Source organism: Klebsiella variicola (assembly GCF_000828055.2).
Taxonomy (GTDB): domain Bacteria; phylum Pseudomonadota; class Gammaproteobacteria; order Enterobacterales; family Enterobacteriaceae; genus Klebsiella; species Klebsiella variicola.
In genome coordinates, this window is sequence record NZ_CP010523.2 from 4,262,611 (window position 1) to 4,289,267 (window position 26,657).

Consider the following 26,657-nt stretch of genomic DNA (forward strand, 5'->3'; position numbering starts at 1 on the left):
GGCCGCGGCCGGGTTCGTGCTTTATGCTATGTCCAGTCACTACTTACGCATTTTTCAACAGCCGAAATCAGCGATTTTGCTGATCCTCGGTTTCGCCTCAGGCCTGCCGCTGGCCCTCACCTCCGGTACCCTGCAGGCCTGGATGACAGTGGAAAATATCGATCTGAAAACGATCGGTTTTTTCTCACTCGTCGGCCAGGCCTATGTCTTTAAATTTCTCTGGTCCCCGCTAATGGACCGCTATACGCCGCCGTTTCTTGGACGTCGTCGCGGTTGGCTGCTGACTACCCAGGTCCTGCTCCTGCTGGCTATCGCGGCGATGGGCTTTCTTGAGCCTGTCTCCCAGCTCCGCTGGATGGCGGCGCTGGCGGTAGTGATCGCCTTCTGCTCGGCGTCACAGGATATTGTGTTCGACGCCTGGAAAACCGACGTTCTGCCAGCGGAAGAGCGCGGCGCTGGCGCCGCGATCAGCGTGCTGGGTTATCGCCTCGGGATGCTGGTATCCGGGGGGCTGGCACTGTGGCTTGCCGACCGCTATCTCGGCTGGCAGGGGATGTACTGGCTGATGGCGGCGCTGCTGGTGCCGTGCATCATCGCCACACTGCTGGCGCCCGAGCCGAGCGACGTTATCCCGGTTCCCAGATCGCTGGAGCAGGCGGTCGCCGAACCGCTGCGCGATTTTTTCGGTCGCAATAACGCCTGGCTGATTCTGCTGCTCATCGTCCTTTATAAGCTGGGCGATGCGTTTGCCATGAGCCTGACCACCACCTTCCTGATCCGCGGCGTCGGTTTTGACGCCGGCGAAGTGGGGATGGTGAACAAAACCTTAGGCCTGTTTGCCACCATTCTCGGCGCCCTGTACGGCGGGGTCCTGATGCAGCGGCTGACGCTGTTTCGGGCGCTGCTGATCTTCGGTGTGCTGCAGGGGGTCTCCAACGCTGGCTACTGGCTGCTGTCGATTACCGATAAGCACCTCTATTCCATGGCAACCGCCGTGTTCTTTGAAAACCTGTGCGGGGGAATGGGGACGGCGGCGTTTGTCGCGCTGCTGATGACGCTGTGCAATAAATCATTCTCCGCTACCCAGTTCGCGCTGCTCTCTGCGCTGTCCGCGGTCGGCCGCGTGTACGTTGGGCCAATCGCCGGCTGGTTTGTCGAGGCCCACGGCTGGTCGACGTTCTATCTCTTCTCGGTCGTCGCGGCGGTGCCGGGGATTGCCCTGCTGCTGCTGTGCCGGCAAACGCTTGAGCATACCCAACGCACAGCAAGCTTTATGCCGCGAAGCGAATACCCGCAAGCCTATGCGCTGGCGTTAAGGATCCTGGCGCTGGGCTGCCTGCTGCTGGCGGTATGGCTGGTACTGCTGATCATGAACGCCCTGGATTACACCGCCTTCTCTTTCCTGTCCGGTCTGCTGGAGGTTGCGGCGCTGACTGCGGTGGGCGGTATTTTGTTCGGCGGTCTGCTCGACTACCTGGCGCTGCGTAAAACTCGCCTGATTTAAGGAAGCTGCATCATTATTAGCCGTTGTAATTACGAAACGTAATTATAACGGCTTATTAACGCTTTTATATTGCCCGCCGCGCTATTTGTTGTTTTGTGCGTTTTTGATTTCTGGAAATTATTGACAGTTTTCATTCGATTCTTTAAATAATTTAACCGATTCAGCTACGGCGATTTTATTTTAGGTTTTCACAATGTCTTTTATTTGATAATTAAATGTTAAACAATTGTTCTAATTTTTGGGTGGTTATGCCCATTCACCGCTAAGCACTCCTTTTCTTATCCCTTTCGTTATCAATCCCACGAAAATCAGGCTTTGCAAGCGATTACGTAACACTACGTAACATATGTGACAAACCAAGCAGAAGCCGCTAACACAGAACTGACAGAGATCCAATCATGTTTACAGTAATGCAACCTTACCGTAAAATGCCCGTACACTTTAAACGCCACCAGATCCCGTGGAATTGAGGTCGTTCAATGAGACTCAGGAAATACAATAAAAGTTTGGGATGGATGTCATTAATCGCAAGTACTGTATTACTCAGTGGTTGTGATTCTGCACTCCTTGACCCAAAAGGACAGATTGGACTGGAGCAACGCTCTTTGATTCTGACGGCCTTCGGCCTGATGATGATTGTCGTTATTCCCGCCGTCTTGATGGCAGTAGGATTTGCCTGGAAGTATCGCGCGAGCAATAAAGATGCGAAGTATAGCCCGAACTGGTCACACTCCAACAAAGTGGAAGCTGTGGTCTGGACGGTACCTATTCTGATCATCCTGTTCCTGGCCGTTCTGACCTGGAAAACCACTCACGCACTGGAGCCAAGCAAACCGCTTGCCCACGACGAGAAACCAATCACCATCGAAGTCGTTTCGATGGACTGGAAATGGTTCTTTATCTATCCGGAACAGGGTATTGCTACCGTTAACGAAATCGCCTTCCCGGCGAACGTACCGGTACACTTCAAAGTGACCTCTAACTCGGTGATGAACTCGTTCTTCATTCCGCGCTTAGGTAGCCAGATTTACGCAATGGCCGGGATGCAGACTCAACTGCACCTCATTGCTGACGAAGCTGGTACTTATGACGGTATCTCCGCTAGCTACAGTGGCCCGGGCTTCTCAGGTATGAAGTTCAAAGCGATTGCTACTCCGGATCGTGCAACCTTCGATCAGTGGGTTGAAAAAGCCAAACAGTCGCCGAACTCCATGGACTCCATGGCCGCGTTCGATAAAGTGGCTGTGCCTAGCGAATACAACAAAGTGGAATACTTCTCTAACGTGAAGCCGGATCTGTTCAAAGATGTTGTGAACAAATTCATGTCTCACGAGAGCATGAACATGTCCAAACCTGAAGGCGAGCACGCTGCTCACGACGGGATGGAAGGCATGGACATGAGCCACGCGGAAACCGCTCACTAAGGGGCCGAGGAAGAAAACGATGTTCGGAAAACTTACACTGGATGCAGTGCCCTACCACGAACCCATTATCGTGGTTACGGTGGCTGCGATTATCATTGGGGGACTGGCGCTTCTGGCTGCCATCACTTACTTCGGTAAGTGGTCCTACCTGTGGAACGAGTGGCTGACTTCTGTCGACCACAAACGTCTCGGTATCATGTACGTTATCGTGGCAATCGTCATGCTGCTGCGTGGCTTTGCTGATGCCGTTATGATGCGTAGCCAGCAGGTGCTGGCCTCGGCCGGGGAAGCAGGCTTCCTGCCGCCTCATCACTACGATCAGATCTTTACCGCCCACGGCGTTATCATGATCTTCTTCGTGGCGATGCCGTTCGTTATCGGTCTGATGAACCTGGTGGTTCCGCTTCAGCTCGGCGCGCGCGACGTGGCCTTCCCGTTCCTCAACAACCTGAGCTTCTGGTTCACCGTTGTGGGCGTGATTCTGGTTAACCTGTCTCTGGGCGTCGGTGAGTTCGCGCAGACCGGTTGGCTGGCCTATCCGCCGCTGTCGGGAATTGAATACAGTCCTGGCGTAGGGGTCGATTACTGGATTTGGGCGCTGCAGCTCTCCGGTATCGGTACTACCCTGACCGGTATTAACTTCTTCGTGACCATTATCAAGATGCGCGCCCCGGGCATGACCATGTTCAAGATGCCGGTATTCTCCTGGGCATCTCTGTGCGCTAACATCCTGATTATCGCCTCTTTCCCAATTCTGACCGTCACCATCGCGCTGCTGACCCTGGATCGTTACCTGGGCACCCATTTCTTTACCAACGATATGGGTGGCAACATGATGATGTACATCAACCTGATTTGGGCCTGGGGTCACCCGGAAGTGTACATCCTGGTTCTGCCGGTGTTCGGGGTCTTCTCCGAAATCGCCGCGACCTTCTCGCGTAAGCGTCTGTTCGGTTACACCTCTCTGGTGTGGGCAACCGTCTGTATTACCGTTCTGTCGTTCATCGTTTGGCTGCACCACTTCTTCACCATGGGTGCTGGCGCGAACGTAAACGCCTTCTTCGGTATTACTACCATGATTATCGCGATCCCGACCGGGGTTAAGATCTTCAACTGGCTGTTCACCATGTATCAGGGTCGCATCGTCTTCAACTCAGCGATGATGTGGACTATCGGCTTTATCGTGACCTTCTCCGTCGGTGGGATGACTGGCGTGCTGCTGGCGGTACCGGGCGCGGACTTCGTTCTGCATAACAGCCTGTTCCTGATCGCGCACTTCCATAACGTTATCATCGGCGGCGTAGTATTCGGTTGCTTCGCAGGTCTGACCTACTGGTGGCCGAAAGCCTTTGGCTTCACCCTGAACGAAACTTGGGGCAAACGCGCTTTCTGGTTCTGGATCATCGGCTTCTTCGTGGCGTTTATGCCGCTGTACGTGCTGGGCTTCATGGGTATGACCCGTCGTCTGAGCCAGCAGATCGATCCGCAGTTCCACCCGATGCTGGTTGTTGCAGCTTGCGGTGCAGCGCTGATCGCCTGCGGTATCCTGTGCCAGCTGATTCAGTTCTACGTGTCTATTCGCGACCGCGATCAGAACCGTGACCTGACCGGTGACCCATGGGGTGGTCGTACGCTGGAGTGGGCAACCTCTTCTCCACCGCCGTTCTATAACTTCGCTATCGTTCCTCAGGTTCACGAGCGTGATGCCTTCTGGGAAATGAAAGAGAAAGGTGAAGCGTACAAACAGCCTGCTCACTATGAAGAAATTCATATGCCGAAAAACAGCGGCGCCGGCATCGTCATTGCCGCCTTCGCTACGGTATTTGGTTTCGCCATGATCTGGCATATCTGGTGGATGGCGATTGCCAGCTTCATCGGCATCGTAGCGACCTGGATTATTAAGAGCTTTGACGAGGACGTGGATTACTACGTACCGGTTGCAGAAGTCGAAAAACTGGAAAAACAGCATTTCGATGAGATTAACAAAGCAGGGCTGAAAAATGGCAACTGATACTCTTGCGCATACTGCCCACGCGCATGAACACGGGCACCATGATACAGGACCGATGAAGGTATTCGGTTTCTGGATCTACCTGATGAGCGACTGCATCATCTTCGCTACGCTGTTTGCTACCTATGCCGTTCTGGTGAACGGCACAGCCGGCGGACCGACGGGCAAAGATATTTTCGAACTGCCGTTCGTTCTGGTTGAAACCGCACTGCTGCTGTTCAGCTCCATCACCTACGGCATGGCGGCTATCGCCATGTACAAAAACAACAAGAGCCAGGTGGTTTCCTGGCTGGCGTTGACCTGGTTGTTTGGCGCTGGCTTTATCGGGATGGAAATCTATGAATTCCATCACCTGATCATGGAAGGCTTCGGTCCGGATCGTAGCGGTTTCCTGTCGGCGTTCTTCGCGCTGGTCGGCACCCACGGTCTGCACGTGACCTCTGGCCTTATCTGGATGGCGGTGCTGATGTTCCAGGTTTCACGTCGTGGCCTGACTAGCACTAACCGCACGCGTATCCTGTGCCTGAGCCTGTTCTGGCACTTCCTGGACGTCGTGTGGATCTGCGTGTTCTCGGTTGTCTATCTGATGGGGGCGATGTAATGAGTCATTCTACCGATCATAGCGGCGCTTCTCACGGCAGCGTGAAGAGCTACATGACAGGATTTATCCTGTCCATCATCCTGACGGTCATTCCGTTCGCCATGGTGATGAGTGGCTCCGCCTCGCATGCGGTTATCCTTGGCACCATTCTGGTGACCGCTGTGGTGCAGATCGTGGTACACCTCGTGTACTTCCTGCATATGAACAGCAAGTCCGATGAAGGCTGGAACCTGACCGCATTTATCTTCACCGTAATCATCATTGCGATCGTGGTTGTCGGCTCCATCTGGATTATGTGGAACCTGAACTACAACATGATGATGCACTAAGAGCGGCGAGTATGTTTAAGCAATACCTGCAAGTAACGAAACCAGGCATTATTTTTGGCAACCTGATCTCCGTGATCGGCGGTTTCCTGTTGGCCTCCAAAGGCCACATCGACTATCCGCTGTTCGTCTGGACGCTCCTTGGAGTATCCCTGGTGGTCGCCTCGGGTTGTGTATTCAACAACTACATCGACCGGGACATCGATCGTAAGATGGAACGGACGAAAAACCGGGTGCTGGTCAAAGGGCTGATCTCGCCAGAAGCTTCGCTGGTGTACGCCACCTTGCTGGGTATTGCTGGCTTCATGCTGCTGTGGTTCGGCGCAAATCCGCTGGCCTGCTGGCTGGGGGTGATGGGGTTCGTGGTTTATGTCGGCGTCTACAGCCTGTACATGAAACGCCACTCCGTCTATGGCACGCTGATTGGCTCACTCTCCGGCGCCGCGCCGCCGGTGATTGGCTACTGCGCGGTCACCGGTGATTTCGACAGCGGTGCGGCGATCCTGCTGGCTATCTTTAGCCTGTGGCAAATGCCTCACTCCTACGCCATCGCGATTTTCCGCTTTAAGGATTATCAGGCGGCGAACATTCCGGTGCTGCCGGTGGTGAAAGGCATTTCGGTCGCCAAAAACCATATTACGCTGTACATCGTTGCCTTTGCCGTGGCGACCCTGATGCTCTCGCTGGGCGGCTACGCCGGGTATAAATACCTGGTCGTGGCGGCAGCGGTCAGCGTCTGGTGGCTGGGCATGGCGCTGCGTGGCTATAAAGTGGCCGATGACAAAGTCTGGGCGCGTAAGCTGTTCGTCTTTTCCATCGTCGCCATCACCGCGCTGTCCGTGATGATGTCCGTTGACTTTATGGTGCCGGATTCACATAGCCTGCTGGCTTACGTGAGATAATCTCCCACTCCAGTGCGATATAAAGCCCCGTTTTTACGGGGCTTTTTCTTTTCTGCTTCCTCACCGCTTTCTTTCTCATTTCATACTCCCCTCCCCTCTTCCGGCCGTTTACGCTGCTCTCCTGCCAAAAAATGAGGAAAAAATGAGCTAATACACAGCGGACCTGACTCGCGCTGTGCACGACAGCAGTGCTACCTTTTGCACCGGGTTTACCCACCCATTTGGAAAATCATTACTACAAGGAATTGCAATGAAAGAGTTAACACTAAACGAAATGGAGTACATCTCCGGTGGCTTTAACCTGTTCGGCGCGGCCAGCGGCTTCGCCAGCTTTGTTGCCAACTCGGGCGTCGGCTTCACCTCTTTTGTTCTCACCTCCGGCAGCGCGTTTGCCTCCTTCGTCGGCGACAGCGCGATGGCGTTTGGTTCCTTCCTGACCGGGCAGTCAAACTGGGAAACCTTTGTGACCACTGGTAGCGAAAACTGGGGAAACTTTGTCCTCACCGCTGGCAAAAACTGGAACATCTTCGTAGATAACGCCGCCAGCAACTGGAACAGCTTCCTGAACAACGCGTCGGCGTAAGCAACATCTTTGAGGGCAGCGCATCGGCTGCCCTGTTTAGCTCACCAGCATCGCCTGCGCGCTGTAGAGCAGATCGAGATGGTCGTGACATAACGCTTCCAGCGATGTGCGCGATTGATGGCTGGTCAGACTCAGCGCGCCCCACCAGGTTCCTTCCCTGTCAGTTAACGGCACCGCCAGCACCAGCATGCCAATCTCAAACTCCTGTTCAATGGTGGCATAACCCTGGCGCCGCACCTGGGCGATTTTCTCCATCAGCAACGCGACGTCGGTCACCGTATAGGGCGTGCGTTGTTCCCGGGTAATACGCTGCAGAACCGCCTCGCACTCAGCTTCCGGCAGCGAAGCCAGCCATAACCGTCCCCCGGCGGTACAGAAGATGGGTACCCGCTCCCCAAGCCGAACCGACGTGGAGTTAAATGGCGTATGCCGGCTGCGGGCGATATAGACCAGCTCATCTTCATCCACCACCCCTACCGAGGCGTGCTCCTCGGTCCGGCTGGCGATGTATTCGACAATTGGCCGCACCATGCGGGGAAACTGCGCCGAATCGACGTAGGCCTGACCAAGCCGCAGCGTCTTCGGGGTAAGCCAGTAATAACGCCCATCGGTTTGCAGATAGCGCTCATGCAGCAACGTCAACAGAAAACGCCGCGCGGCGCTTTGCGTCAGGCCGCTCATTTTCGCCGCCTGGGCGACGGTGAGTTTTGGGCAGGTTTTGGAAAAAAGCTGGATTAACGCCAGCCCTTTTTGTAAACCGACGATCAGATCGCGTGGATGAATGGTGTTTTGCATATTCGCTCACATTTTTGCAACATCATTATCGATTTCCTGCGATTATCGCAGCGATCGTGCGATTAACAACCGACATGTCCGAATTCTGCGTTGTCGCTCCCAGCTTCCACTGAAATACTTTCACAACATTCATTTAACAAATGAGGTTTGAAATGGTCAGTGGAACTACCCAGGTTGTTGCCGTGATTGGTCATCCGATCGCCCAGGTCAAATCACCGGATAACTTCAACCGCTACTTTGCTGAACAGCACATGGACAGCGTCATGATCCCGGTGGATATCGCCCCGGACGCGGTAGTCGACTACCTCAACGCTCTGCGTGGCTGGCAGAACATGACCGGCGTGCTGGTGACGGTGCCGCATAAGCAGCGCGCCGCCGCGCTGGTCGACGAGCTCACCCCCCGCGCCCGCCGACTCAACGCCATCAATGTGATCCGCAAATTGGCGGATGGCCGTTTGCAGGGCGATATGCTGGACGGCGTCGGCTTTCAGCTCGCCGCCGAGGCGCAGGGTTTTCAGCCGGCAGGTAAGCAGGCGCTGCTCTCCGGCTGCGGCGGCGTCGGCAGCGCCATCGCCTGGGGACTGTGCGAGGCGGGGATCCGTCAGCTGGCCCTGCACGATCAAAACCCGACCACCCGGCAACGCCTGCATGACCTTCTGGCTGAGGCCTTCCCGGCGGTACAACTGAGCGCGCTGCCGGACACCCTTCACGGCGTCGATCTATTGGTTAATGGCTCGCCGGCCGGCATGGCCGGATTTGATGAGCTGCCCCTGCCGCAGGCGCTGCTGGATACGCTCGACAGCGCCACCCACGTGGCTGATGTTGTCACCGCCCCGGTGATGACGCCGTTGCTCACTTTCGCCGCCGCCCGCGGCTGCCGGGTGCAGACCGGGCCGGAAATGGCGCTGGCGCAGATGACGCTGATGGGCCAGTTTATCGGCGCCATCCCGCCGGCGCAGGGAGCGGCAGCATGAAGAGCTGGGATGTGATCGTCATCGGCAGCGGCGCCGCTGGCTTTGCCGCCGCGGTCACCGCCAGCTGCAAAGGGCTGTCGGTGCTGATGCTGGAGAAAGCCGGCCAGTTCGGCGGCACCTCGGCTATCTCCGGTGGCGCCGTGTGGCTGCACGATACCGATCAGGCGCGTGCGGCGGGTAAAAGCGGCAGCGCCGAGGCGATGAAAACCTACCTGCGGACCATTATCGGCGAGAGCCAGTACCGTGAAGATCTCGCCGAAGCGTTTGTTAGCGCCGGGCGTGAGGCGCTGGCCTTTCTCGAGCGCGAGGGGGCGGTGAAATATAGCCTGCGCCCGCTCTCCCCTGATTACTATCCGGATGAATCCGGCGCGGTCGACGTCGGTCGTGCGCTGGAGGTGGTGGAGTATGACGGTCGTGAACTGGGGGACGCGTTTCGCGACCTGCGTTCACCGCCGCCGGGGATGTTGCTGTTTGGCGGGATGATGGTCAACCGCGTCGACATTCAACATTTTCTCGACATGCGGCGCTCGCTACGCTCCCTGGCCCATTGCACCCGGCTACTGCTGCGCTACGCCCGCGACCGGGTGAAGTACCCTCGCGGCACCCGCCTGGCGATGGGCAATGCGCTGATAGCCCGCATGGCGACAACGGCGCTGCGTAAAGGCATGAACCTGCGGCTGAATGTCAATGTTCTGGCGCTGTGCGAAGCGCAAGGCGCGGTCCGCGGGGTGGAGATTGAGTATCAGGGGCAAAGAGAGACGCTGCACGCCCGCCGCGGGGTGGTGCTGGCCGCAGGCGGCTTTGCCGCGGGCGCGCTGGCGGCGCGCTATCGGCCACATACCCGCGAACACTTCACCATGTCGCCGCCGGCCAACGATGGCGCCGCGCTGCATCTCGCGGCGGCGCTTAACGCTCGCGAGGGAGCCGATCAGGCCTCCAACTTTTTCTGGGCGCCAGTATCGGTGCTGACCCGGGCCGACGGCAGCGAGGAGCGCTTCCCCCATCTGGTAACCGACCGGGCCAAACCGGGCGTGATTGCCGTCAATCAGCGGGCGGTACGCTTCGTCAACGAGTCTAACTCCTATCACCATTTCGCCAGCGCGATGCAGCGCGCTACGGAAAATGCCCCCTGTTTTTTACTCTGCGACGCCCAGGCGATGAAGCGTTATGGCCTCGGGCTGGCACGCCCGGCGCCGGTCAATAATGACGCCCTGGTCGCCGCTGGCTATCTGTACAAAGCCGACACCCTGGAGACGCTGGCGCAACAGCTTGGTCTGGATGCCCAAACCCTGAGCGAGACGGTAGCCCGCTACAACCGCGACGCTGCGCAGGGCGTGGATCGGGAATTTGCTAAAGGCGGCAACAGCTATAACCGGGCGATGGGCGATCCGGGTCATCAGCCTGACGCCTGTAACGCCCCCCTGCTCAGCGCGCCGTTCTATGCCATCAAACTCTATACCGGCGATCTGGGAACGTCGCGGGGCCTGGTCACCACCGCCGATGCACAGGTCGTCAACGTGGAAGGAAAACCCATCGCGGGGCTGTACGCGGTGGGAAATGACATGGATTCGCTGATGGCCGGCACCTACCCGGGTCCCGGCATCACCCTCGGCCCGGGGCTGACGTTTGGCTACCTCGCCGCCTGCCATCTGGCACAACACTCCCCCCACTAATCAGGAAAACATCATGATCTACGAAAAACGCACGTACACCATCAATCCGTTGAAAATGGCCGACTGGCTGGCGCTGTACCAAAGCGATGCCCTGGCGGTGCAGACCGACCATCTCGGCAAACTGATCGGTTTCTTTTTTACCGAGATCGGCGTGGTCAATCAGGTGGTGCACATCTGGGCTTATGAAAGCCTGGACGATCGCCTGGTGCGCCGCGCGCGAATGGCCCAGGACGAACGCTGGCAGACCTTTTCGCGGAAAAATCGCGAACTGGCCGCCGTTGAACGCCTGGAGTCGGTGCTGATGCGCCCCACCGCTTTTTCACCATTGCAGTAAGGAGTCCATCATGAGCAGGCCTGTGAAGGTGGATGTGCTGGTGGTCGGCTCCGGCGCGGCGGGACTCTCTGCCGCGGTCACCGCGGCCATGCACGGCGCCAGCGTCATGGTGGCGGAGAAAGCGTCAGTACTCGGCGGGACCAGCGCCTGGTCCGGCGGCTGGCTGTGGATCCCCCGCAACCCGCTGGCGCGGGCGGAGGGCATCGACGAAGCGGCTGACGCCCCGCTGACCTATCTGCAGCATGAGATGGGGGGCGAAGCCGCCGACGTTCGCCTGCAGACCTTCCTGCGCCACGGGCCGGAGATGGTGGATTTTTTTCATCACAGGACGGCAGTGCAGTTTCTCTCAGGCAGTGCCATGCCGGACTTTCACGCGTCGCCGGGTGCGGCGAGCGGTGGGCGGTCGGTCACCGCTCAGCCCTACGATGGCCGTCAGCTCGGCGACTGGCTCCACCGACTGCGTCCGCCGCTGGAGACCATCAGCCTTGCCGGGATGGGCATCGCCGGCGGCGCGGATATGGCGCATTTTTTCAATGCCACCCGCTCGCCGCGCTCCGCGCTGTATGCCGTCCGCCGCCTGCTGCGCCACGGCTGGCAGCGGCTGCGCGCCGGACGAGGGCAGCATCTGGTCAATGGCAATGCGCTGGTCGCCCGTCTGCTGCGATCCGCCCTCGACGCCGGAGTGCGCTTTCAGCTCAATGCCCCGGTGGTCCGGCTGCTGCAGGGTCCGCAGGGTGTGTCCGGCGCGGTGCTGCGCAGCGACAGCGGGGAAATTCACGTCGAAGCAGGGGCCGTGGTGCTGGCCTGCGGCGGTTTTCCCCACGATCGGCAGCGGCTGGCGCAGGTGGTGCCCCACGCGGCGGAGGGTTACGGCCATTTTTCCGCCGCACCGCCGGACAATCAGGGCGAGGGGATCAGGCTTGGCGAATCCGTCGGCGGCCAGTTCGACACCCGCCTGCGCCACCCGCTGGCCTGGGCGCCGGTGTCCCGCGTCACCCTGGCCAGCGGTCAGCAGCTGATGTTTCCCCACCTGGTGGAACGCGCCAAGCCTGGGGTGATCGCTGTCCTGCCCAGCGGCAAACGCTTTGTTAACGAGGCCGACTCTTATCATGATTTTATCGCCGCCCTGCTGGCGGCCACCCCCGCGGGCGACACACCGCAGGCCTGGCTGCTGGCCGATCGTCGCGCGCTGCGTCGCTACGGTCTGGGTCATGCCAGACCGTTCCCGTTCACCCCCACCGCCTGGCTGCGTACCGGTTACCTGCTGCGGGGAAACACGCTGGGGGAGCTGGCGAAGCAGTGCGCCATCGACGCCAATGCGCTGGCGGAAACCGTTGAACGCTTTAACCACTTCGCCAGCACTGGCGAAGACGTCGATTTTCACCGCGGGGCATCAGCCTATAACCGCGCTCAGGGTGACCATCAGGTGACGCTCGGACCGCTGCGCGAAGGGCCGTTCTACGCGGTGCGCATTCTGCCCGGCTCGCTGGGCACCTTCAGCGGACTGCAAACCGACGAACACGCCCAGGTGCTGGATGGACAGCAGCAGCCGATACCGGGCCTGTTCGCCATCGGCAACGACATGTCGAGCGTGATGCGCGGCTATTACCCCAGCGGAGGGATAACCCTCGGACCCGCCATGACCTTCGGCTATCTGGTGGGCAAAAATCTGGCGGCAAACGTAATAAAAACAAAGCAATAAACGACCAGGGACGGCAATACCCATAACTATCTTCACCTGCAACTGTACCGGAGCCCTTTATGAACATGCGTACCCTATCGCTCGCCGCGCTGACCCTGCTCGATGTCCCTCCCCCCGAACAGGTGCGGATAGCGGCCAGAACCGGTTTTACCCACGTTGGTCTGCGGCTGCTCCCCGCCACACCGGCCGACCCGGACTACGACATGCTGGGCGATACCCCCGCCGTCCGCGCGACGCTGTCTGCGCTGATGGAAACCGGCATCCGCGTCTCAGACGTGGAGATCGTCCGCCTGACCCCCGGGTTTACCCTCGACGATCGGCTGCAGCGGTTTATGGAGACTGCGGCGCGTCTTGGCGCCGGACAGGTGTTAGTCGCCGGCAATGATGACAACCTTCAGCGCAGCGCCGACAACCTGGCTATCCTCGCCGCGGCCGGTCGCCCCTATGGGCTGACCATGAACCTTGAGCCGATGCCCTGGACCCAACTGCGCACTATCGCCGATGCGCAGGCGATGATCGCCGCCAGCGGGCGGGAGGATATCGGCATCCTGGTGGACGCCCTTCATTTCTGGCGCGCGGGAGAATCGCTCGCCGCCCTCTCCAGCCTGCCCGCGCATCATCTCAACTATATGCAGCTCTGCGATGGCGCGGCGCAGAGGCCGGAGAGCGAACAGGAACTCATCCGCCAGGCCCGCTCGGCGCGCAACGTGCCAGGGGAAGGCGGTCTGGATCTGCACGGTCTAATGTCGGCCCTGCCGGCAACGCTGCCGGTCTCCCTCGAAGTGCCGCTCGACGGCGAGCAGGGCGCCTTGCCGCCGCTCCAGCGGGCGCAATTACTGTTCAATGCCGCGCAGCCCTACCTGCGCTCCTGCGCATAAGGAATACGCTATGACACAGACTCAACGCCTGGATGTCAGAGAGTTAATAAACCGTAACCCGCTGAGCCGCTTTCAAAAGCAGATCATTTTTCTCGGTTTTTGCGTTATCGCTCTCGATGGTTTTGATATCGCGATCATGGGGTTTATCGCCCCGACGCTAAAGCTGGAATGGGGGGTAAGCAACCACCAGCTAGGCCTGGTGATCAGCGCCGCGCTGATCGGCCTCGCGCTGGGCGCGATTTTCTCTGGCCCGCTCGCCGACTGGCTGGGGCGCAAGAAAATCATTATCAATAGCGTCTTTTTCTTCGGCTTCTGGACCATCGCCACCGCCTTCTCGCACAACATTGAACAGATGATGTTTTTCCGCTTTATGACCGGCCTGGGGTTGGGCGCCGCGATGCCGAACATCGGGACGCTGGTGTCGGAGTACGCCCCGGAACGCCAGCGTTCATTTATTATTACCGTCATCTTTTGCGGCTTCACCTTCGGCGCGGCGGCAGGAGGATTCTCAGCATCGTGGCTGATCCCGCAGTTTGGCTGGCACTCGCTGATGGCGCTCGGCGGCATTCTGCCGCTGCTGTTTGCCCCGCTGCTTATCTGGCTGCTGCCGGAGTCGGTTCGTTTTCTGGTGATCAAACAAGCGCCAGCGGCGCGCATTCGCGCCATTCTTAACCGTCTCTATCCCGGACAAATCAGCGACAACGTGACGTTTACCCTGCCGGCGCAGCCGGCGGCCGGCAACGCGATGCGCATTGTGCTCTCCCGCCAGTACGGCTTCGGCTCACTGATGCTATGGCTGGTCTACTTTATGGGGCTGTTCCTGGTCTATATCCTCGGTAGCTGGCTGCCAACGCTGGTTAAAGCGGTGGGAATGACCGTTAGCCAGGCGGCCATCATGACAGCGATCTACCAGGCGGGCGGCACCCTCGGCTCGCTGTTTGCCGGCTGGCTGATGGACAGGATCAACCCTCATCGCGCGCTGGGGATGATCTACGCCGTTGGCGGCCTGTTCACCATGGCGATGGGCTACGCCGCGGGCAGCTTTGCCTTGCTCTGTATGCTGGCGTTTATCAGCGGCGCCTGTCTGAACGGCGCGAATACCGGTATGAACGCCCTCTCCGCCCGCTACTATCCTACGCAGGCGCGGGCGACGGGATCCAGCTGGATGCATGGCGTCGGGCGCATCGGCGCCATTCTCAGCGCCTTTGCCGGTGCCGAGATGATGGCGCTCAACCTGCCCTTTGAAAGCGTCTTTTTGATCCTCGGTATCCCGGCAGCCCTCACCGTCGCAGGTCTGGCGGCGAAAGGCATCTTTGCGGCCGGTAATCCTCCCGCCGCTTCACCTTCCCCCGCGTCTGTGCGCGGAGCGTCATAGCGGCATCGGCTCCCCGGTGCAATCTGCGGATTGCACCGGCTCAGCGGCTAAAAAGAAAATTTATTTCATATTTGGTCGGAACGAAAAACACCCGCAAGAATCTGCTCTGCTCCGGGAGGCGATAAGCCCTCGCTCATCTTTTCAACGCAGCCCAAAAGAAACTTTCGCTAATTCGATCCCCCTCGCATATATGGAAAATAAATTCCACAACACAATTGAAACAGAACAAACATTTCCTTAAGTTAAGGTCAGTCTATCCGGATGCGCGTTGCCGCAGGCGTCGGCATTGAGCGCCTCAGAGTGCGAATGATTTCAAAAAGGAGAGCACCATGTTAAACGGCCTGAAACCCTTATCCCGCTCCCTGCGTTGGGGCATGGTCGGCGGCGGGGGAACCAGTCAAATCGGCTACAGCCACCGCTGTGCGGCGCTGCGTGACAATGTTTATACCCTGCTGGCCGGCGCGCTTGACGTCGATGCCGAGCGCGGACGCGCGTTCGGCGAGCAACTGGGCATCGCGCCGGAGCGCTGCTACGCCGACTACCAGACCCTGTTTCGTGAAGAGACGCAGCGCCCTGACGGCATCGAGGTCGTCTCGGTCACCACCCCGAACAATACCCATTTCGCCATCACCAAAGCGGCGCTGGAAGCGGGCCTCCACGTCATCTGTGAAAAGCCCCTCTGCTTTAGCGCCGAAGAAGCACGCGAGCTGGTGGACCTGAGCAAAAAACAGAACAAAATCGTCGGCGTCACCTACGGCTATGCCGGCTATCAGATGATCCAGCAGGCGCGGCAGATGATTGCCGATGGACTGCTCGGCGAGATCCGCATCGTCAATATGCAGTTCGCCCACGGCTTTCATAACCAGGCCGTCGAGCTGCAGGCTGAATCCACCCGCTGGCGCGTGACGCCGAAGTTTGCCGGGCCCAGCTATGTGTTGGGCGATCTGGCCACCCATCCGCTGTTTGTCGCCGAAACCATGGCGCCGCAGCTCAATATCAAACGGCTGATGTGCTCCCGCCAGAGCTTTGTCCCCTCCCGCGCGCCGCTGGAAGATAACGCCTTTGTCCTGATGGAATATGACAACGGCGCGGTTGGCTCGATGTGGACCAGCGCGGTCAACAGCGGCGCCATGCACTCGCAAAAAGTGCGTATCGTCGGCGAAAAAGCGAGTATCGAATGGTGGGATGAGCATCCTAACCAGCTCAGCTATGAGGTGCAGGGCGAGCCGGCGCGGATTCTGGAGCGCGGGATGCCCTACCTGTCGCCGAACGCGCTGGCGGATGACCGCATCGGCGGCGGCCATCCGGAAGGGCTATTCGAAGCCTGGGCCAACCTCTATCGCCGCTATGCGCAGGCGATTGACGCCACGGACCGTGACGATCGCGCTTTCCTGCAAGACTTCTGGTATCCGGACGTTGAAGCCGGGCTGCACGGCGTCTATTGGGTCGAACAGTGCGTCAAATCGGCTGACGCTGGCAGCCAGTGGGTTGACTTTACTTTACCTTAATTTTTCCCCTCGCCAGTGGAGTCCCCCTCCACTGGTTTATTGATTTTTACCAACTTGTCTCATCGCGCAACAGCCCCGTAATATCTGTTAAACAAACATTTATTTACGCTTCTTACCCCCGCCGCTACACTAGGCGCAGTTTTTATATTGAGGTGGTAATGAACGATAACAAAATGACGCCAGGGGAACTGCGCGCGACCTGGGGTTTGGGGACGGTATTCTCCCTGCGCATGCTTGGCATGTTTATGGTCCTGCCGGTTCTGACCACGTATGGCATGGCGTTGCAGGGCGCCAGTGAAGCGCTGATTGGCCTGGCGATCGGTATCTACGGCCTGGCGCAGGCGATTTTCCAAATCCCCTTCGGACTGTTATCTGACCGTATTGGCCGTAAGCCGCTGATCGTCGGCGGCCTGCTCATCTTTGTACTCGGCAGCGTCATCGCCGCGCTCACCGACTCTATCTGGGGCATCATTCTTGGTCGCGCCCTGCAGGGCTCCGGCGCTATCGCCGCCGCGGTCATGGCTTTGCTGTCCGATCTCACTCGCGAACAGAACCGCACCAAAGCGATGGCCTTTATCGGCGTCAGCTTTGGCGTCACCTTCGCCATCGCCATGGTGCTGGGGCCGATTGTCACCCACCAGCTGGGTCTGCACGCCCTGTTCTGGATGATCGCCATTCTGGCGACCATCGGCATCCTGCTCACCCTGTGGGTGGTGCCCAACAGCCATAACCACGTGCTCAACCGCGAATCCGGGATGGTGAAGGGCTGCTTTAGCAAAGTACTGGTGGAACCACGCCTGCTGAAGCTCAACTTTGGCATCATGTGCCTGCACATCATGCTGATGTCGACCTTTGTCGCGCTGCCCGGCCAACTGGAGGCTGCTGGCTTTCCGGCCGCCGAGCACTGGAAGATTTACCTGGTCACCATGGTTATCTCGTTCATCTCGGTGGTGCCGTTTATCATCTATGCCGAAGTGAAGCGCAAAATGAAGCGCGTCTTCCTGCTCTGCGTCGCCATCCTGCTGATTGCGGAAATTGTCCTCTGGGGCGCTGGAGGCTACTTCTGGGAACTGGTGGCGGGCGTCCAGCTCTTCTTCCTGGCGTTTAACCTGCTGGAAGCGCTGCTGCCATCGTTAATTAGCAAGGAGTCGCCGGCGGGCTATAAAGGCACCGCAATGGGCGTCTACTCCACCAGCCAGTTCCTCGGCGTGGCGATTGGCGGCGCGCTTGGCGGCTGGGTCGATGGTTTCTTTGATTCGCAAACCGTGTTCTTGCTGGGCGCCCTGCTGGCAATGCTGTGGCTGCTGGTGGCCAGTACCATGAGCGAGCCGCCGTACGTCAGCAGCCTGCGGGTGGAGGTGCCGGATGGCGTGGTGGTCGACAGCGCGCTACAGACGCGTCTGCTGAACGCCAACGGGGTTCATCAGGCGCTGGTGGTGCCTGAGGAGCGCTCGGTGTATATCAAAATCGACAGCAAGGTCACCAACCGCTTCGAGATCGAGCAGCTCATCAAAGGGGTATAAAAAAAGCGGGGAATTCCCCGCTTTTTGCTGTCTGCCGCCGCGTTAGTCGCGGAAGTTTTTGAACTGGAACGGCTGCCCCAGATCGCCGCCGCGCACCAGCGCCATCACCGACTGCAGATCGTCGCGGGACTTACCGGTCACGCGGATCTCTTCGCCCTGAATCTGCGCCTGCACTTTCAGCTTGCTGTCTTTGATCAGTTTGACGATCTTCTTCTGCACCGCGCTTTCAATGCCCTGCTTCAGCTTCGCTTCAACAAACCAGGTTTTACCGCTGTGCACGATATCTTCCGGCACGTCGAGGGAGGTACCTTCAATGCCGCGCTTAAGCAGCTTAGCGCGCAGGATATCCAGCAGCTGGTTCACCTGGAAGTCAGACTCACTCAGCACCTTAATGGTTTTGTTGGCGTCGTTTAATTCAAAAGTGGCTTCAACGCCACGAAAATCAAAACGCGACTCGACTTCGCGGCTCGCGTTGTCCACCGCGTTACGGGCTTCCTGAAGATCAACTTCAGAGACAATATCGAAAGATGGCATCTTTTCCTCTCCTTCCGTTTCTTTTGCGTTGCATAATACCTGCAACGCGGCATAACTCAACTTGTTATCCCGGAAGCTTAGCTGATTACGCAACGCTCGCGCTATTTCCCCGTGCTGCCCGACGACGCCGAATCCCCCTTTCCGTCCGACAATGCGAAAAGCGACGAGATAGACTTTAGCCATCAGCGCCTGGGGTAGCGGCAGATGAGGAGGAACAATGAAAGTAACCGTACTGGGATGCGGTGCACTGGGACAACTATGGCTGACCGCGTTGTGCAAACAGGGACATGAAGTCCAGGGCTGGCTACGCGTACCGCAGCCATTCTGTAGCGTCAATGTCATTGAAACCGACGGCTCGGTGTTCAACGAGTCACTGACGGCCAACGACCCCGATTTTCTCGCCAGCAGCGAGCTGCTGATCGTCACCTTAAAGGCCTGGCAGGTGTCGAATGCGGTGAAGCACCTGGCCGGGATCCTGCCGGTCACTACGCCAATTGTGCTGGTGCATAACGGCATGGGCACCGTCGAGGAGCTGCGCGGCGTGAAACAGCCTTTGCTGCTGGCCTCCACCACCCAGGCAGCGCGTCGCGACGGGAATGTGATCATCCACGTCGCCCAGGGCACCACCCATATCGGTCCGGCGAAAAGCTACGAGGAGGACTACAGCTATCTCGCGGAAGTCCTGCAAAGCGTACTGCCGGATGTCGCCTGGCACAACCATATCTACTCGGCCACCTGGCGCAAGCTGGCGGTAAACTGCGTCATTAATCCTCTGACCGCCCTCAAAGGATGTAAAAACGGCGATTTGCGCCACTATCCGCAGGAGGTTGCCGCCATTTGCCAGGAAGTGGCGGCGGTGATGGAGCGCGAAGGTATTCATACCTCGGCGGAAAACCTGCTATTTTATGTCGAACAGGTGATTGAAAGTACGGCAGAAAATATCTCATCCATGCTGCAGGACATCCGCGCCCAGCGGCACACGGAGATCGACTATATCACCGGTTTTCTGCTCAACCGCGCCCGCGCCCACGGCGTTGCCGTACCGGAAAACGCCCGCTTATTTGAATTGATCAAGCGTAAGGAGAATGAATATGAGCGCGTCGGCACTGATTTGCCTCGCCCCTGGTAGCGAAGAGACCGAAGCGGTCACCACTATCGATCTGCTGGTCCGCGGCGGAGTGAAGGTAACCACCGCCAGCGTCGCCAGCGACGGCGGCCTGACCATCGTCTGCTCGCGCGGCGTCAAACTGCTGGCGGATGCGCCGCTGGTCGAGGTGGCCGATGGTGATTTCGATATCATCGTCCTCCCGGGCGGCATCAAGGGCGCAGAGTGCTTCCGCGACAGCCCGCTGTTGGTGGAAACCGTCCGACAGTTCCACCTCTCAGGCCGCATTGTGGCCGCCATCTGCGCCGCCCCGGCGACCGTGCTGGTGCCCCATCAGCTGTTCCCAATCGGTAACATGACCGGTTTTCCGGCGCTGAAGGAACATATCCCCGCCGATCAGTGGCAGGATAAACGGGTGGTCTGGGATCCACGGGTGAATCTGTTAACCAGCCAGGGACCGGGGACATCAATTGATTTCGCCCTGAAAATGATTGACCTGTTGGTGGGTCGCGAGAAAGCGTATGAGGTCGCCTCGCAGCTGGTAATGGCCGCCGGCATCTATAATTACTACGAAGCCTGATAGCCGGTCCGCGCCGCGGACTGGCTCCCCTTTTCCTGAGGAGTCGTAGCATGTCCCGTAGCGCAACCGATTCTCGCGATCTTGTCATCAGCCGCCTGCTCAGCGCGCCAGCCTCTGCCCTGTGGCGCGCGTGGGCCGACCCGGCATTACTCAAAACCTGGTGGTGCCCGAAGCCCTGGTCTACTGAGGTGCTGGCCTTTGATTTTCGCTCTGGCGGGGCTTTTCATACCGTGATGCACGGCCCTGACGGTGAACGCAGCGATAATCCCGGCTGTTTTCTTGCGGTCATCCCGCAACAAAAAATCGTCATGACCTCGATGCTGACGGCGGATTATCGCCCTGCGGTTTCTCCCTTCGCCATGACGGCCATCATCACCTTTGCCGACGAAAAAGACGGATGTCGCTATACGGCCACGGTGCTGCATGCGGATGATGAAACTCGCGAGCAGCATGAGCAGATGGGATTTTTTGAGGGCTGGAATATCGTCATCGATCAGCTGAATGACCTGGCGATGACCCTGCGCTAATGCGCTGGCCCGGAGATGACAAAAGGCCTTCCATCGGGGAAGGCCTTTTTCAATATGGATGGCAACCCGTTACGGGCGATAAACTTTCACGTTGCTGAAGCCCTGCTCGCGCAGATAGAGCGCCTGCAGACGGCTCATCACCCCGCGCTCGCACCACAGCAGCCAGGTTTTGCTCTGATCAAGATCGCCAAATTTGGTGCTCAGCTTGTAGAACGGCAGCGAAACGACCTCAACGCCCTCGACCTTCAGCGGCTTGTCTTCCTGCTCGTCAATGGAGCGGATGTCAAGGATCGCGTCGTTAGCGCCAAAGCCGGTCACGGTTTCCACTTCAACCACGGCGGCTTCCGTCTGCTGGGCAATATCGCGAATGTCGATATTGCTCGCCTCTTCCACCACTTTATCGAGGATGCTGAAATCGAAGTGTTCTTCCTCCGCTTCAATCTTCGCCTTCACCGCCTTCACGGTCGGGCTCTTCGAGATCACGCCACAGTATTCCGGCATGGTGCGGGCGAAATCTTCCGTGCCGATCTCACGCGCCAGGTCGATGATGTGCTCTTTATCGTGCGAAATCAGCGGACGCAGGATCAGAGTATCGGAGACGTTGTCGATCAGGCGCAGGTTAGTGAGGGTCTGACTGGAAACCTGGCCCAGCGCTTCGCCGGTGACCAGCGCCTGCACGCCGTAGCGTTCCGCGACTTTTGACGCAGCGCGGACCATCATGCGCTTGAGCACGACACCCATCTGACCATCGTCCACTTTTTCAAGGATTTCGCCGACCACGGGCTCAAAGTTAATCGCCACAAAGCGAACGCGGTGCGAACTGCCGAAGCGGTTCCACAGGTAATGTGCGACCTGGCGAACGCCAATCTCGTGGGCGGCGCCGCCAAGGTTAAAGAAGCAGTAGTGCACGCGGCAGCCGCGGCGCATCAGCATATAGCTGGAAACGCCGGAGTCAAAGCCGCCGGAGATCAGCGACAGCACATCTTCCTGGGTGCCGATCGGGAAGCCGCCGATGCCTTCATAGCGGCCTTTCACCAGCAGCAGGCGATCGTTTTCAATCTCGAGATTGACGGTGACGTCCGGGTCGGTCAGCTTCACGCGCGCCGTTTCAATATGCTGATTCAGACCGCCGCCGACGTAGCGTTCCACCTCAATGGAGGTGAATTCATGTTTGCCGCGACGCTTCACACGCACGCAGAAGGTTTTGCCTTCCAGCGCCTCGCGCCACAGCGGCAGCGTCTTTTCAAAAATATCGTGCAGCGAGGTGAACGGTACGTCTTCGACTTCCAGAATATGGTGGATGCCGGGGATACGGGTCAGCGCATCGCGAATAGCCGGGCGCTGATTTTCATCTTTCGCGCGAACTTCGATATGATCCCAATGACGGACGACGGCCAGCGTCTCGTCATAGTTTTTGAGAACGTTACGAATGTTCCCGGTTAAGATTTTAATGAAGCGCAACCGCACAGATTGGCTTTTGATGGTGATTTCCGGGAACAATTTAATGATAAACTTCATGGCGACAATAGTTCGTTGGCAAGCCCGACGGGGCTATAAGCAAAAGTTGTAAAGCAGCGCACACCGGTGCCTGCATCCTGGGCGCGGAGTATATCACCATTGCGCGTTATTTGCTTACACGCGTGACTTCGTTACCATACCCGGTATTGCCGTCGCGACATAACAAGAGTCTACATTCACTATGCCAAAGAAAAATGAGGCCCCGGCCAGCTTTGAAACTGCTCTGGGCGAACTGGAGCAGATCGTTAACCGTCTGGAAAGCGGCGATTTGCCGTTAGAGGAAGCGCTAAGCGAATTTGAGCGCGGCGTACAGCTGGCGCGCCAGGGGCAAAGTCAGCTGCAGAAGGCCGAACAGCGCGTGCAGATCCTGCTGGCGGATAGTGAAGATTCCCCGACCACGCCTTTTACGCCGGACGCTGAATAAAATGGATTTCCCGCAACAATTGCAGGCCTGTGTGGAACAGGCTAATGGGGCATTGCGCCGTTTTATCGCGCCGCAGCCCTTTCAGAACACTCCGCTGGTGGAAGCGATGCATTATGGCGCACTCTTAGGCGGTAAACGCCTGCGCCCCTTCCTTGTCTATGCCACCGGCGCGATGTTCGGCGTCAGCCGCGCCACGCTCGATGCCCCCGCCGCGGCGGTCGAATGTATTCATGCTTATTCCCTGATGCATGATGATTTGCCGGCGATGGATGATGACGATCTGCGTCGCGGACTGCCGACCTGTCATATTAAATTTGGCGAAGCCAACGCAATTCTTGCGGGAGATGCCCTGCAAACGCTGGCGTTCTCTATACTGAGTGATGCGCCGATGGCCGACGTCTCTGATCGGGACCGGCTGGCGATGGTCTCCGAACTGGCGCAGGCCAGCGGCGTGGCGGGTATGTGCGGCGGCCAGGCGCTGGATCTGGAGGCGGAAGGACAGCAGGTGGATCTGCAGGCGCTGGAGCGTATCCATCGCCACAAAACGGGGGCGTTGATCCGCGCCGCCGTCCGGATGGGGGCGCTGAGCGCCGGCGAACGCGGCCGCGCTGCCCTGCCCGCGCTGGATCGCTATGCGGAAAATATCGGTCTTGCCTTCCAGGTCCAGGATGACATTCTCGACGTGGTAGGGGATACTGCGACCCTTGGCAAACGTCAGGGTGCCGACCAGCAATTGGGTAAAAGCACCTATCCCGCCCTCCTGGGTCTTGAGCAAGCCCGGAAGAAAGCGCACGACCTGATCGCTGATGCCCGCCGGTCGTTAGATGAGCTGGCCGCACAATCTCTGGATACTTCGGCACTGGAAGCGCTCGCGAATTACATTATTCAGCGCGATAAATAAACAATAAATGAGTCTCTGATGAGTTTTGATATTGCCAAATACCCGACCCTGGCGCTGGTAGATTCCACCCAGGAGTTGCGCCTGTTGCCAAAAGAGAGCCTGCCGAAGCTGTGTGATGAGCTGCGGCGCTATCTGCTGGACAGCGTCAGCCGCTCCAGCGGTCACTTTGCCTCTGGCCTCGGCACGGTGGAACTGACCGTGGCGCTGCACTACGTGTATAACACGCCGTTCGATCGCCTGATCTGGGACGTCGGCCATCAGGCCTACCCGCATAAAATTCTGACCGGCCGCCGGGACAAAATCGGCACCATTCGCCAGAAAGGCGGCCTGCACCCCTTCCCGTGGCGCGGTGAAAGCGAGTATGACGTGCTGAGCGTCGGCCACTCCTCGACCTCCATTTCAGCCGGTATCGGGGTGGCTATCGCCGCCGCGAAAGAGGATAAGCAGCGGCGCGCAGTGTGCGTGATTGGCGACGGGGCGATCACCGCCGGCATGGCGTTTGAAGCGATGAACCACGCCGGGGATATCAAACCCGACCTGCTGGTGGTGCTGAATGACAATGAAATGTCGATTTCCGAGAACGTTGGCGCGCTGAACAATCATCTGGCGCAGCTGCTCTCCGGCAAGCTCTACTCCACCCTGCGCGAAGGGGGTAAAAAGGTCTTCTCCGGGGTGCCGCCGATTAAAGAGCTGCTTAAACGAACCGAAGAACATATCAAAGGGATGGTGGTGCCGGGCACGCTGTTTGAAGAGCTGGGCTTTAACTACATCGGGCCGGTCGATGGCCACGATGTGCTCGGTCTGGTCAGCACGCTGAAGAACATGCGCGACCTGAAAGGCCCGCAGTTCCTGCATATTATGACCAAAAAGGGCCGCGGCTATGAGCCTGCCGAGAAAGACCCGATCACCTTCCATGCGGTGCCAAAATTCGACCATACCAGCGGCGTACTGCCCAAAAGCAGCGGCGGTCTCCCTTCCTACTCGAAAATCTTCGGCGACTGGCTGTGCGAAACGGCGGCCAAAGACAGCAAGCTGATGGCGATCACGCCGGCGATGCGCGAAGGTTCAGGGATGGTGGAGTTTTCGAAGAAATTCCCCGATCAGTACTTTGACGTCGCCATTGCCGAGCAGCATGCGGTCACCTTCGCCGCCGGGCTGGCGATTGGCGACTACAAGCCGGTGGTGGCGATCTACTCCACCTTCCTGCAGCGAGCCTACGATCAGGTGATCCACGATGTGGCTATCCAGAAGCTGCCGGTGCTGTTTGCTATCGACCGCGCCGGGATTGTCGGCGCAGACGGCCAGACGCATCAGGGAGCGTTCGATCTCTCCTTCCTGCGCTGTATTCCGGATATGGTGGTGATGACCCCGAGCGATGAAAATGAATGTCGCCAGATGCTGCATACCGGCTACCATTACAGCGACGGCCCCTGCGCCGTGCGCTATCCGCGCGGTAGCGGCACCGGCGCGACGCTCGAGCCGCTGGCATCGCTGCCGATCGGCAAAGGGATGGTGAAACGTCAGGGCGAGAAAATAGCGATCCTCAACTTTGGCACCCTGCTGCCGGAAGCCGCGGCGGTAGCGGATAAACTCAACGCGACCCTCGTGGATATGCGCTTTGTGAAGCCGCTGGATACGGCGCTGATCCTGCAGCTGGCCGGCGAACACGACGCGCTGGTGACGCTGGAAGAGAACGCCATCATGGGCGGCGCCGGCAGCGGCGTGAACGAAGTGCTGATGGCCCATCGCCGGGCGGTACCGGTGCTCAATATTGGCCTGCCGGATTATTTTATTCCTCAGGGCACTCAGGAAGAGATCCGCGCCGACCTCGGCCTTGATGCCGCCGGTATTGAAGCCAAAATCCGCGACTGGCTGGCATAATTGCCCCTTCCGCTCCTGCTATGCTTAAGGGATACCCTTGATGAATAGCAGGAGCGCACTATGCACTATATCCCCCTCGGTGATACTGCCTTACGGGTTTCCCGACTCTGCCTCGGCTGCATGACCTTCGGCGAGCCGGACCGCGGCAGACACGCCTGGACGCTTCCGGAAGAGAGCAGCCGCCCGCTTATCCAGCACGCTATTGAAGGCGGCATCAACTTCTTCGATACCGCAAACAGCTACTCCGACGGCAGCAGTGAAGAGATCGTTGGCCGCGCCCTGCGCGACTTTGCCCGCCGTGATGAGGTGGTTGTCGCCACCAAAGTGTATCACCAGGTCGGCGATCTGGCGGAAGGGCTTTCCCGGGCGCAGATCCTGCGCTCCATCGACGACAGCCTGCGCCGTCTTGGGATGGACTATGTCGACCTGCTGCAGATCCACCGCTGGGACTATACCACCCCGATTGAAGAGACCCTCGAAGCGCTGGACGAGGTGGTGAAAGCCGGCAAAGCGCGCTATATCGGCGCCTCGTCCATGCATGCCCGACAGTTTGCCCAGGCGCTGACGCTCCAGCAGCAGAACGGCTGGGCGCGCTTTGTTACCATGCAGGATCACTACAATCTGATTTACCGGGAAGAAGAGAATGAGATGCTGCCACTGTGTCAGCACAACGGCGTGGCGGTGATCCCGTGGAGCCCGCTGGCGCGCGGCAGACTGACCCGCCCCTGGGGAGAGACCACCGCCCGGCTGGTTTCGGATGAGTTCGGCAAAACGCTGTACAGCGCCAGCGAAGAAAACGACGCGCAGATCGCCGGGAATCTCGCGGACGTGGCGGAAGAACTCGACGCCAGCCGCGCCCAGGTCGCCCTCGCCTGGCTGTTAAGTAAACCTGGCGTTGCCGCGCCGATTATCGGTCCCTCGCGTCAGGAACAGCTCGACGACCTGCTGCAGGCGGTGGATTTGACGCTTTCTCCGGAACAGATCGACAAGCTGGAGGCGCCGTATCAGCCGCATCCGGTGGTGGGATTTAAGTAACAGGTGTGGTCTCCCCGGCAGCATGATGCTACCGGGGAG

The 26,657-nt window shown here is 58.7% G+C and carries 25 protein-coding genes; 22 read left to right on the top strand and 3 right to left on the bottom strand.

Annotated elements, in window-relative coordinates; all coding sequences use genetic code 11:
• The first annotated feature begins 28 nt into the window (after window positions 1-28).
• The 7 genes from ampG to SP68_RS20010 all read left to right on the top strand — a co-directional run bounded on the left by ampG (window position 29) and on the right by SP68_RS20010 (window position 7,351).
• A complete protein-coding gene (gene ampG / locus SP68_RS19980; RefSeq protein WP_012542689.1) occupies window positions 29-1,504 on the top strand; it encodes a muropeptide MFS transporter AmpG in 1,476 nt (491 codons plus the stop codon).
• Window positions 1,505-1,983: 479 nt separating this feature from the next.
• On the top strand, window positions 1,984-2,928 hold the full coding sequence (cyoA, locus tag SP68_RS19985) for a cytochrome o ubiquinol oxidase subunit II (protein WP_008805398.1): 945 nt from the start codon (window positions 1,984-1,986) through the stop codon (window positions 2,926-2,928).
• A 19-nt stretch (window positions 2,929-2,947) separates the two neighbouring features.
• Window positions 2,948-4,939 carry a cytochrome o ubiquinol oxidase subunit I gene (gene cyoB / locus SP68_RS19990; RefSeq protein ID WP_012542690.1) on the top strand — a complete coding sequence of 664 codons (1,992 nt, stop codon included), beginning with the start codon at window positions 2,948-2,950 and terminating at the stop codon, window positions 4,937-4,939.
• A complete protein-coding gene (locus SP68_RS19995; RefSeq protein WP_002891635.1) occupies window positions 4,929-5,540 on the top strand; it encodes a cytochrome o ubiquinol oxidase subunit III in 612 nt (203 codons plus the stop codon). Before cyoB ends, SP68_RS19995 begins: the two co-directional genes overlap by 11 nt.
• Window positions 5,540-5,869, top strand: coding sequence for a cytochrome o ubiquinol oxidase subunit IV (locus SP68_RS20000; protein ID WP_002891634.1), 330 nt, complete (start codon window positions 5,540-5,542; stop codon window positions 5,867-5,869). Before SP68_RS19995 ends, SP68_RS20000 begins: the two co-directional genes overlap by 1 nt.
• Window positions 5,870-5,880: 11 nt before the next feature.
• Complete coding sequence (gene cyoE, locus SP68_RS20005) at window positions 5,881-6,768, top strand: heme o synthase (RefSeq protein ID WP_002891629.1); 888 nt, start codon at window positions 5,881-5,883, stop codon at window positions 6,766-6,768.
• A gap of 250 nt (window positions 6,769-7,018) precedes the next feature.
• Window positions 7,019-7,351, top strand: a complete 333-nt coding sequence (locus tag SP68_RS20010; protein ID WP_004177255.1) for a hypothetical protein — start codon at window positions 7,019-7,021, stop codon at window positions 7,349-7,351.
• 36 nt (window positions 7,352-7,387) lie between these two features.
• On the opposite strand, the gene SP68_RS20015 is transcribed toward SP68_RS20010, so the two are convergent.
• Window positions 7,388-8,146, bottom strand: a complete 759-nt coding sequence (locus SP68_RS20015) for an IclR family transcriptional regulator domain-containing protein (RefSeq protein WP_004177256.1) — start codon at window positions 8,144-8,146, stop codon at window positions 7,388-7,390.
• Between the two features lie 152 nt (window positions 8,147-8,298).
• On the opposite strand from SP68_RS20015, the gene SP68_RS20020 reads away from it, so the two are divergent.
• The 8 genes from SP68_RS20020 to SP68_RS20055 all read left to right on the top strand — a co-directional run bounded on the left by SP68_RS20020 (window position 8,299) and on the right by SP68_RS20055 (window position 18,113).
• On the top strand, window positions 8,299-9,120 hold the full coding sequence (locus SP68_RS20020; RefSeq protein ID WP_012542692.1) for a shikimate dehydrogenase family protein: 822 nt from the start codon (window positions 8,299-8,301) through the stop codon (window positions 9,118-9,120).
• On the top strand, window positions 9,117-10,793 hold the full coding sequence (locus tag SP68_RS20025) for an FAD-dependent oxidoreductase (RefSeq protein ID WP_022066296.1): 1,677 nt from the start codon (window positions 9,117-9,119) through the stop codon (window positions 10,791-10,793). Before SP68_RS20020 ends, SP68_RS20025 begins: the two co-directional genes overlap by 4 nt.
• A 13-nt stretch (window positions 10,794-10,806) precedes the next feature.
• Window positions 10,807-11,127 (top strand): NIPSNAP family protein, encoded by a 321-nt coding sequence (locus tag SP68_RS20030; protein WP_004204812.1) that lies wholly within the window; start codon window positions 10,807-10,809, stop codon window positions 11,125-11,127.
• A 10-nt stretch (window positions 11,128-11,137) separates the two neighbouring features.
• Entirely contained in the window at window positions 11,138-12,829 is a 1,692-nt protein-coding gene (locus tag SP68_RS20035) for an FAD-dependent oxidoreductase (protein ID WP_040973595.1), read from the top strand.
• 59 nt (window positions 12,830-12,888) lie between these two features.
• Entirely contained in the window at window positions 12,889-13,707 is an 819-nt protein-coding gene (locus tag SP68_RS20040; protein ID WP_008805390.1) for a sugar phosphate isomerase/epimerase family protein, read from the top strand.
• A 10-nt stretch (window positions 13,708-13,717) separates the two neighbouring features.
• Complete coding sequence (locus SP68_RS20045) at window positions 13,718-15,082, top strand: MFS transporter (RefSeq protein WP_012968830.1); 1,365 nt, start codon at window positions 13,718-13,720, stop codon at window positions 15,080-15,082.
• 329 nt (window positions 15,083-15,411) lie between these two features.
• Window positions 15,412-16,590 carry a Gfo/Idh/MocA family protein gene (locus tag SP68_RS20050; RefSeq protein ID WP_022066300.1) on the top strand — a complete coding sequence of 393 codons (1,179 nt, stop codon included), beginning with the start codon at window positions 15,412-15,414 and terminating at the stop codon, window positions 16,588-16,590.
• Between the two features lie 158 nt (window positions 16,591-16,748).
• Window positions 16,749-18,113, top strand: a complete 1,365-nt coding sequence (locus tag SP68_RS20055) for an MFS transporter (protein ID WP_012542696.1) — start codon at window positions 16,749-16,751, stop codon at window positions 18,111-18,113.
• Window positions 18,114-18,155: 42 nt separating this feature from the next.
• Here the strand turns inward: SP68_RS20055 and SP68_RS20060 are convergent, their stop codons facing one another.
• A complete protein-coding gene (locus SP68_RS20060; protein ID WP_002891465.1) occupies window positions 18,156-18,647 on the bottom strand; it encodes a YajQ family cyclic di-GMP-binding protein in 492 nt (163 codons plus the stop codon).
• Between the two features lie 217 nt (window positions 18,648-18,864).
• On the opposite strand from SP68_RS20060, the gene panE reads away from it, so the two are divergent.
• Genes panE through SP68_RS20075 form a run of 3 tightly spaced genes read left to right on the top strand, consistent with a single transcriptional unit; the run spans window position 18,865 to window position 20,859 of the window.
• On the top strand, window positions 18,865-19,776 hold the full coding sequence (panE, locus tag SP68_RS20065) for a 2-dehydropantoate 2-reductase (RefSeq protein ID WP_008805385.1): 912 nt from the start codon (window positions 18,865-18,867) through the stop codon (window positions 19,774-19,776).
• Window positions 19,739-20,332, top strand: a complete 594-nt coding sequence (gene yajL / locus SP68_RS20070) for a protein deglycase YajL (protein ID WP_008805384.1) — start codon at window positions 19,739-19,741, stop codon at window positions 20,330-20,332. The genes panE and yajL overlap by 38 nt, the downstream gene beginning before the upstream one ends.
• 50 nt (window positions 20,333-20,382) lie before the next feature.
• On the top strand, window positions 20,383-20,859 hold the full coding sequence (locus SP68_RS20075; protein ID WP_008805383.1) for an SRPBCC family protein: 477 nt from the start codon (window positions 20,383-20,385) through the stop codon (window positions 20,857-20,859).
• A gap of 69 nt (window positions 20,860-20,928) precedes the next feature.
• Here SP68_RS20075 and thiI read toward each other — a convergent pair whose 3' ends face one another.
• Entirely contained in the window at window positions 20,929-22,377 is a 1,449-nt protein-coding gene (thiI, locus tag SP68_RS20080; RefSeq protein ID WP_008805382.1) for a tRNA uracil 4-sulfurtransferase ThiI, read from the bottom strand.
• A gap of 181 nt (window positions 22,378-22,558) precedes the next feature.
• Between thiI and xseB the strand changes: the two genes are divergently transcribed.
• From xseB to SP68_RS20100, 4 genes are read left to right on the top strand one after another with little or no spacing between them, the layout of a single operon-like run.
• Complete coding sequence (gene xseB / locus SP68_RS20085) at window positions 22,559-22,801, top strand: exodeoxyribonuclease VII small subunit (RefSeq protein WP_002891398.1); 243 nt, start codon at window positions 22,559-22,561, stop codon at window positions 22,799-22,801.
• Between the two features lies 1 nt (window position 22,802).
• Window positions 22,803-23,702, top strand: a complete 900-nt coding sequence (ispA, locus tag SP68_RS20090; RefSeq protein ID WP_040973555.1) for a (2E,6E)-farnesyl diphosphate synthase — start codon at window positions 22,803-22,805, stop codon at window positions 23,700-23,702.
• A gap of 18 nt (window positions 23,703-23,720) precedes the next feature.
• Window positions 23,721-25,583, top strand: coding sequence for a 1-deoxy-D-xylulose-5-phosphate synthase (gene dxs, locus SP68_RS20095; RefSeq protein WP_008805380.1), 1,863 nt, complete (start codon window positions 23,721-23,723; stop codon window positions 25,581-25,583).
• A 60-nt stretch (window positions 25,584-25,643) separates the two neighbouring features.
• The gene (locus tag SP68_RS20100; protein ID WP_032729433.1) at window positions 25,644-26,618 is read left to right on the top strand and encodes an aldo/keto reductase; all 975 of its coding nucleotides are present in this window, start codon (window positions 25,644-25,646) and stop codon (window positions 26,616-26,618) included.
• The last annotated feature ends 39 nt before the right edge of the window (window positions 26,619-26,657 follow it).

Coding starts and splice junctions, on each gene's coding strand:
- SP68_RS20000 (WP_002891634.1), top strand. CDS start 5,540: ATGAGTCATTCTACCGATCATAGCGGCGCTTCTCACGGCAGCGTGAAG.
- SP68_RS20055 (WP_012542696.1), top strand. CDS start 16,749: ATGAACGATAACAAAATGACGCCAGGGGAACTGCGCGCGACCTGGGGT.
- cyoA (WP_008805398.1), top strand. CDS start 1,984: ATGAGACTCAGGAAATACAATAAAAGTTTGGGATGGATGTCATTAATC.
- SP68_RS20040 (WP_008805390.1), top strand. CDS start 12,889: ATGAACATGCGTACCCTATCGCTCGCCGCGCTGACCCTGCTCGATGTC.
- cyoB (WP_012542690.1), top strand. CDS start 2,948: ATGTTCGGAAAACTTACACTGGATGCAGTGCCCTACCACGAACCCATT.
- cyoE (WP_002891629.1), top strand. CDS start 5,881: ATGTTTAAGCAATACCTGCAAGTAACGAAACCAGGCATTATTTTTGGC.
- SP68_RS20025 (WP_022066296.1), top strand. CDS start 9,117: ATGAAGAGCTGGGATGTGATCGTCATCGGCAGCGGCGCCGCTGGCTTT.
- SP68_RS20045 (WP_012968830.1), top strand. CDS start 13,718: ATGACACAGACTCAACGCCTGGATGTCAGAGAGTTAATAAACCGTAAC.
- thiI (WP_008805382.1), bottom strand. CDS start 22,377: ATGAAGTTTATCATTAAATTGTTCCCGGAAATCACCATCAAAAGCCAA.
- SP68_RS19995 (WP_002891635.1), top strand. CDS start 4,929: ATGGCAACTGATACTCTTGCGCATACTGCCCACGCGCATGAACACGGG.
- SP68_RS20015 (WP_004177256.1), bottom strand. CDS start 8,146: ATGCAAAACACCATTCATCCACGCGATCTGATCGTCGGTTTACAAAAA.
- panE (WP_008805385.1), top strand. CDS start 18,865: ATGAAAGTAACCGTACTGGGATGCGGTGCACTGGGACAACTATGGCTG.
- ampG (WP_012542689.1), top strand. CDS start 29: ATGTCCAGTCACTACTTACGCATTTTTCAACAGCCGAAATCAGCGATT.
- SP68_RS20050 (WP_022066300.1), top strand. CDS start 15,412: ATGTTAAACGGCCTGAAACCCTTATCCCGCTCCCTGCGTTGGGGCATG.
- ispA (WP_040973555.1), top strand. CDS start 22,803: ATGGATTTCCCGCAACAATTGCAGGCCTGTGTGGAACAGGCTAATGGG.
- SP68_RS20060 (WP_002891465.1), bottom strand. CDS start 18,647: ATGCCATCTTTCGATATTGTCTCTGAAGTTGATCTTCAGGAAGCCCGT.
- yajL (WP_008805384.1), top strand. CDS start 19,739: ATGAGCGCGTCGGCACTGATTTGCCTCGCCCCTGGTAGCGAAGAGACC.
- SP68_RS20020 (WP_012542692.1), top strand. CDS start 8,299: ATGGTCAGTGGAACTACCCAGGTTGTTGCCGTGATTGGTCATCCGATC.
- SP68_RS20030 (WP_004204812.1), top strand. CDS start 10,807: ATGATCTACGAAAAACGCACGTACACCATCAATCCGTTGAAAATGGCC.
- SP68_RS20075 (WP_008805383.1), top strand. CDS start 20,383: ATGTCCCGTAGCGCAACCGATTCTCGCGATCTTGTCATCAGCCGCCTG.
- dxs (WP_008805380.1), top strand. CDS start 23,721: ATGAGTTTTGATATTGCCAAATACCCGACCCTGGCGCTGGTAGATTCC.
- SP68_RS20100 (WP_032729433.1), top strand. CDS start 25,644: ATGCACTATATCCCCCTCGGTGATACTGCCTTACGGGTTTCCCGACTC.
- xseB (WP_002891398.1), top strand. CDS start 22,559: ATGCCAAAGAAAAATGAGGCCCCGGCCAGCTTTGAAACTGCTCTGGGC.
- SP68_RS20035 (WP_040973595.1), top strand. CDS start 11,138: ATGAGCAGGCCTGTGAAGGTGGATGTGCTGGTGGTCGGCTCCGGCGCG.
- SP68_RS20010 (WP_004177255.1), top strand. CDS start 7,019: ATGAAAGAGTTAACACTAAACGAAATGGAGTACATCTCCGGTGGCTTT.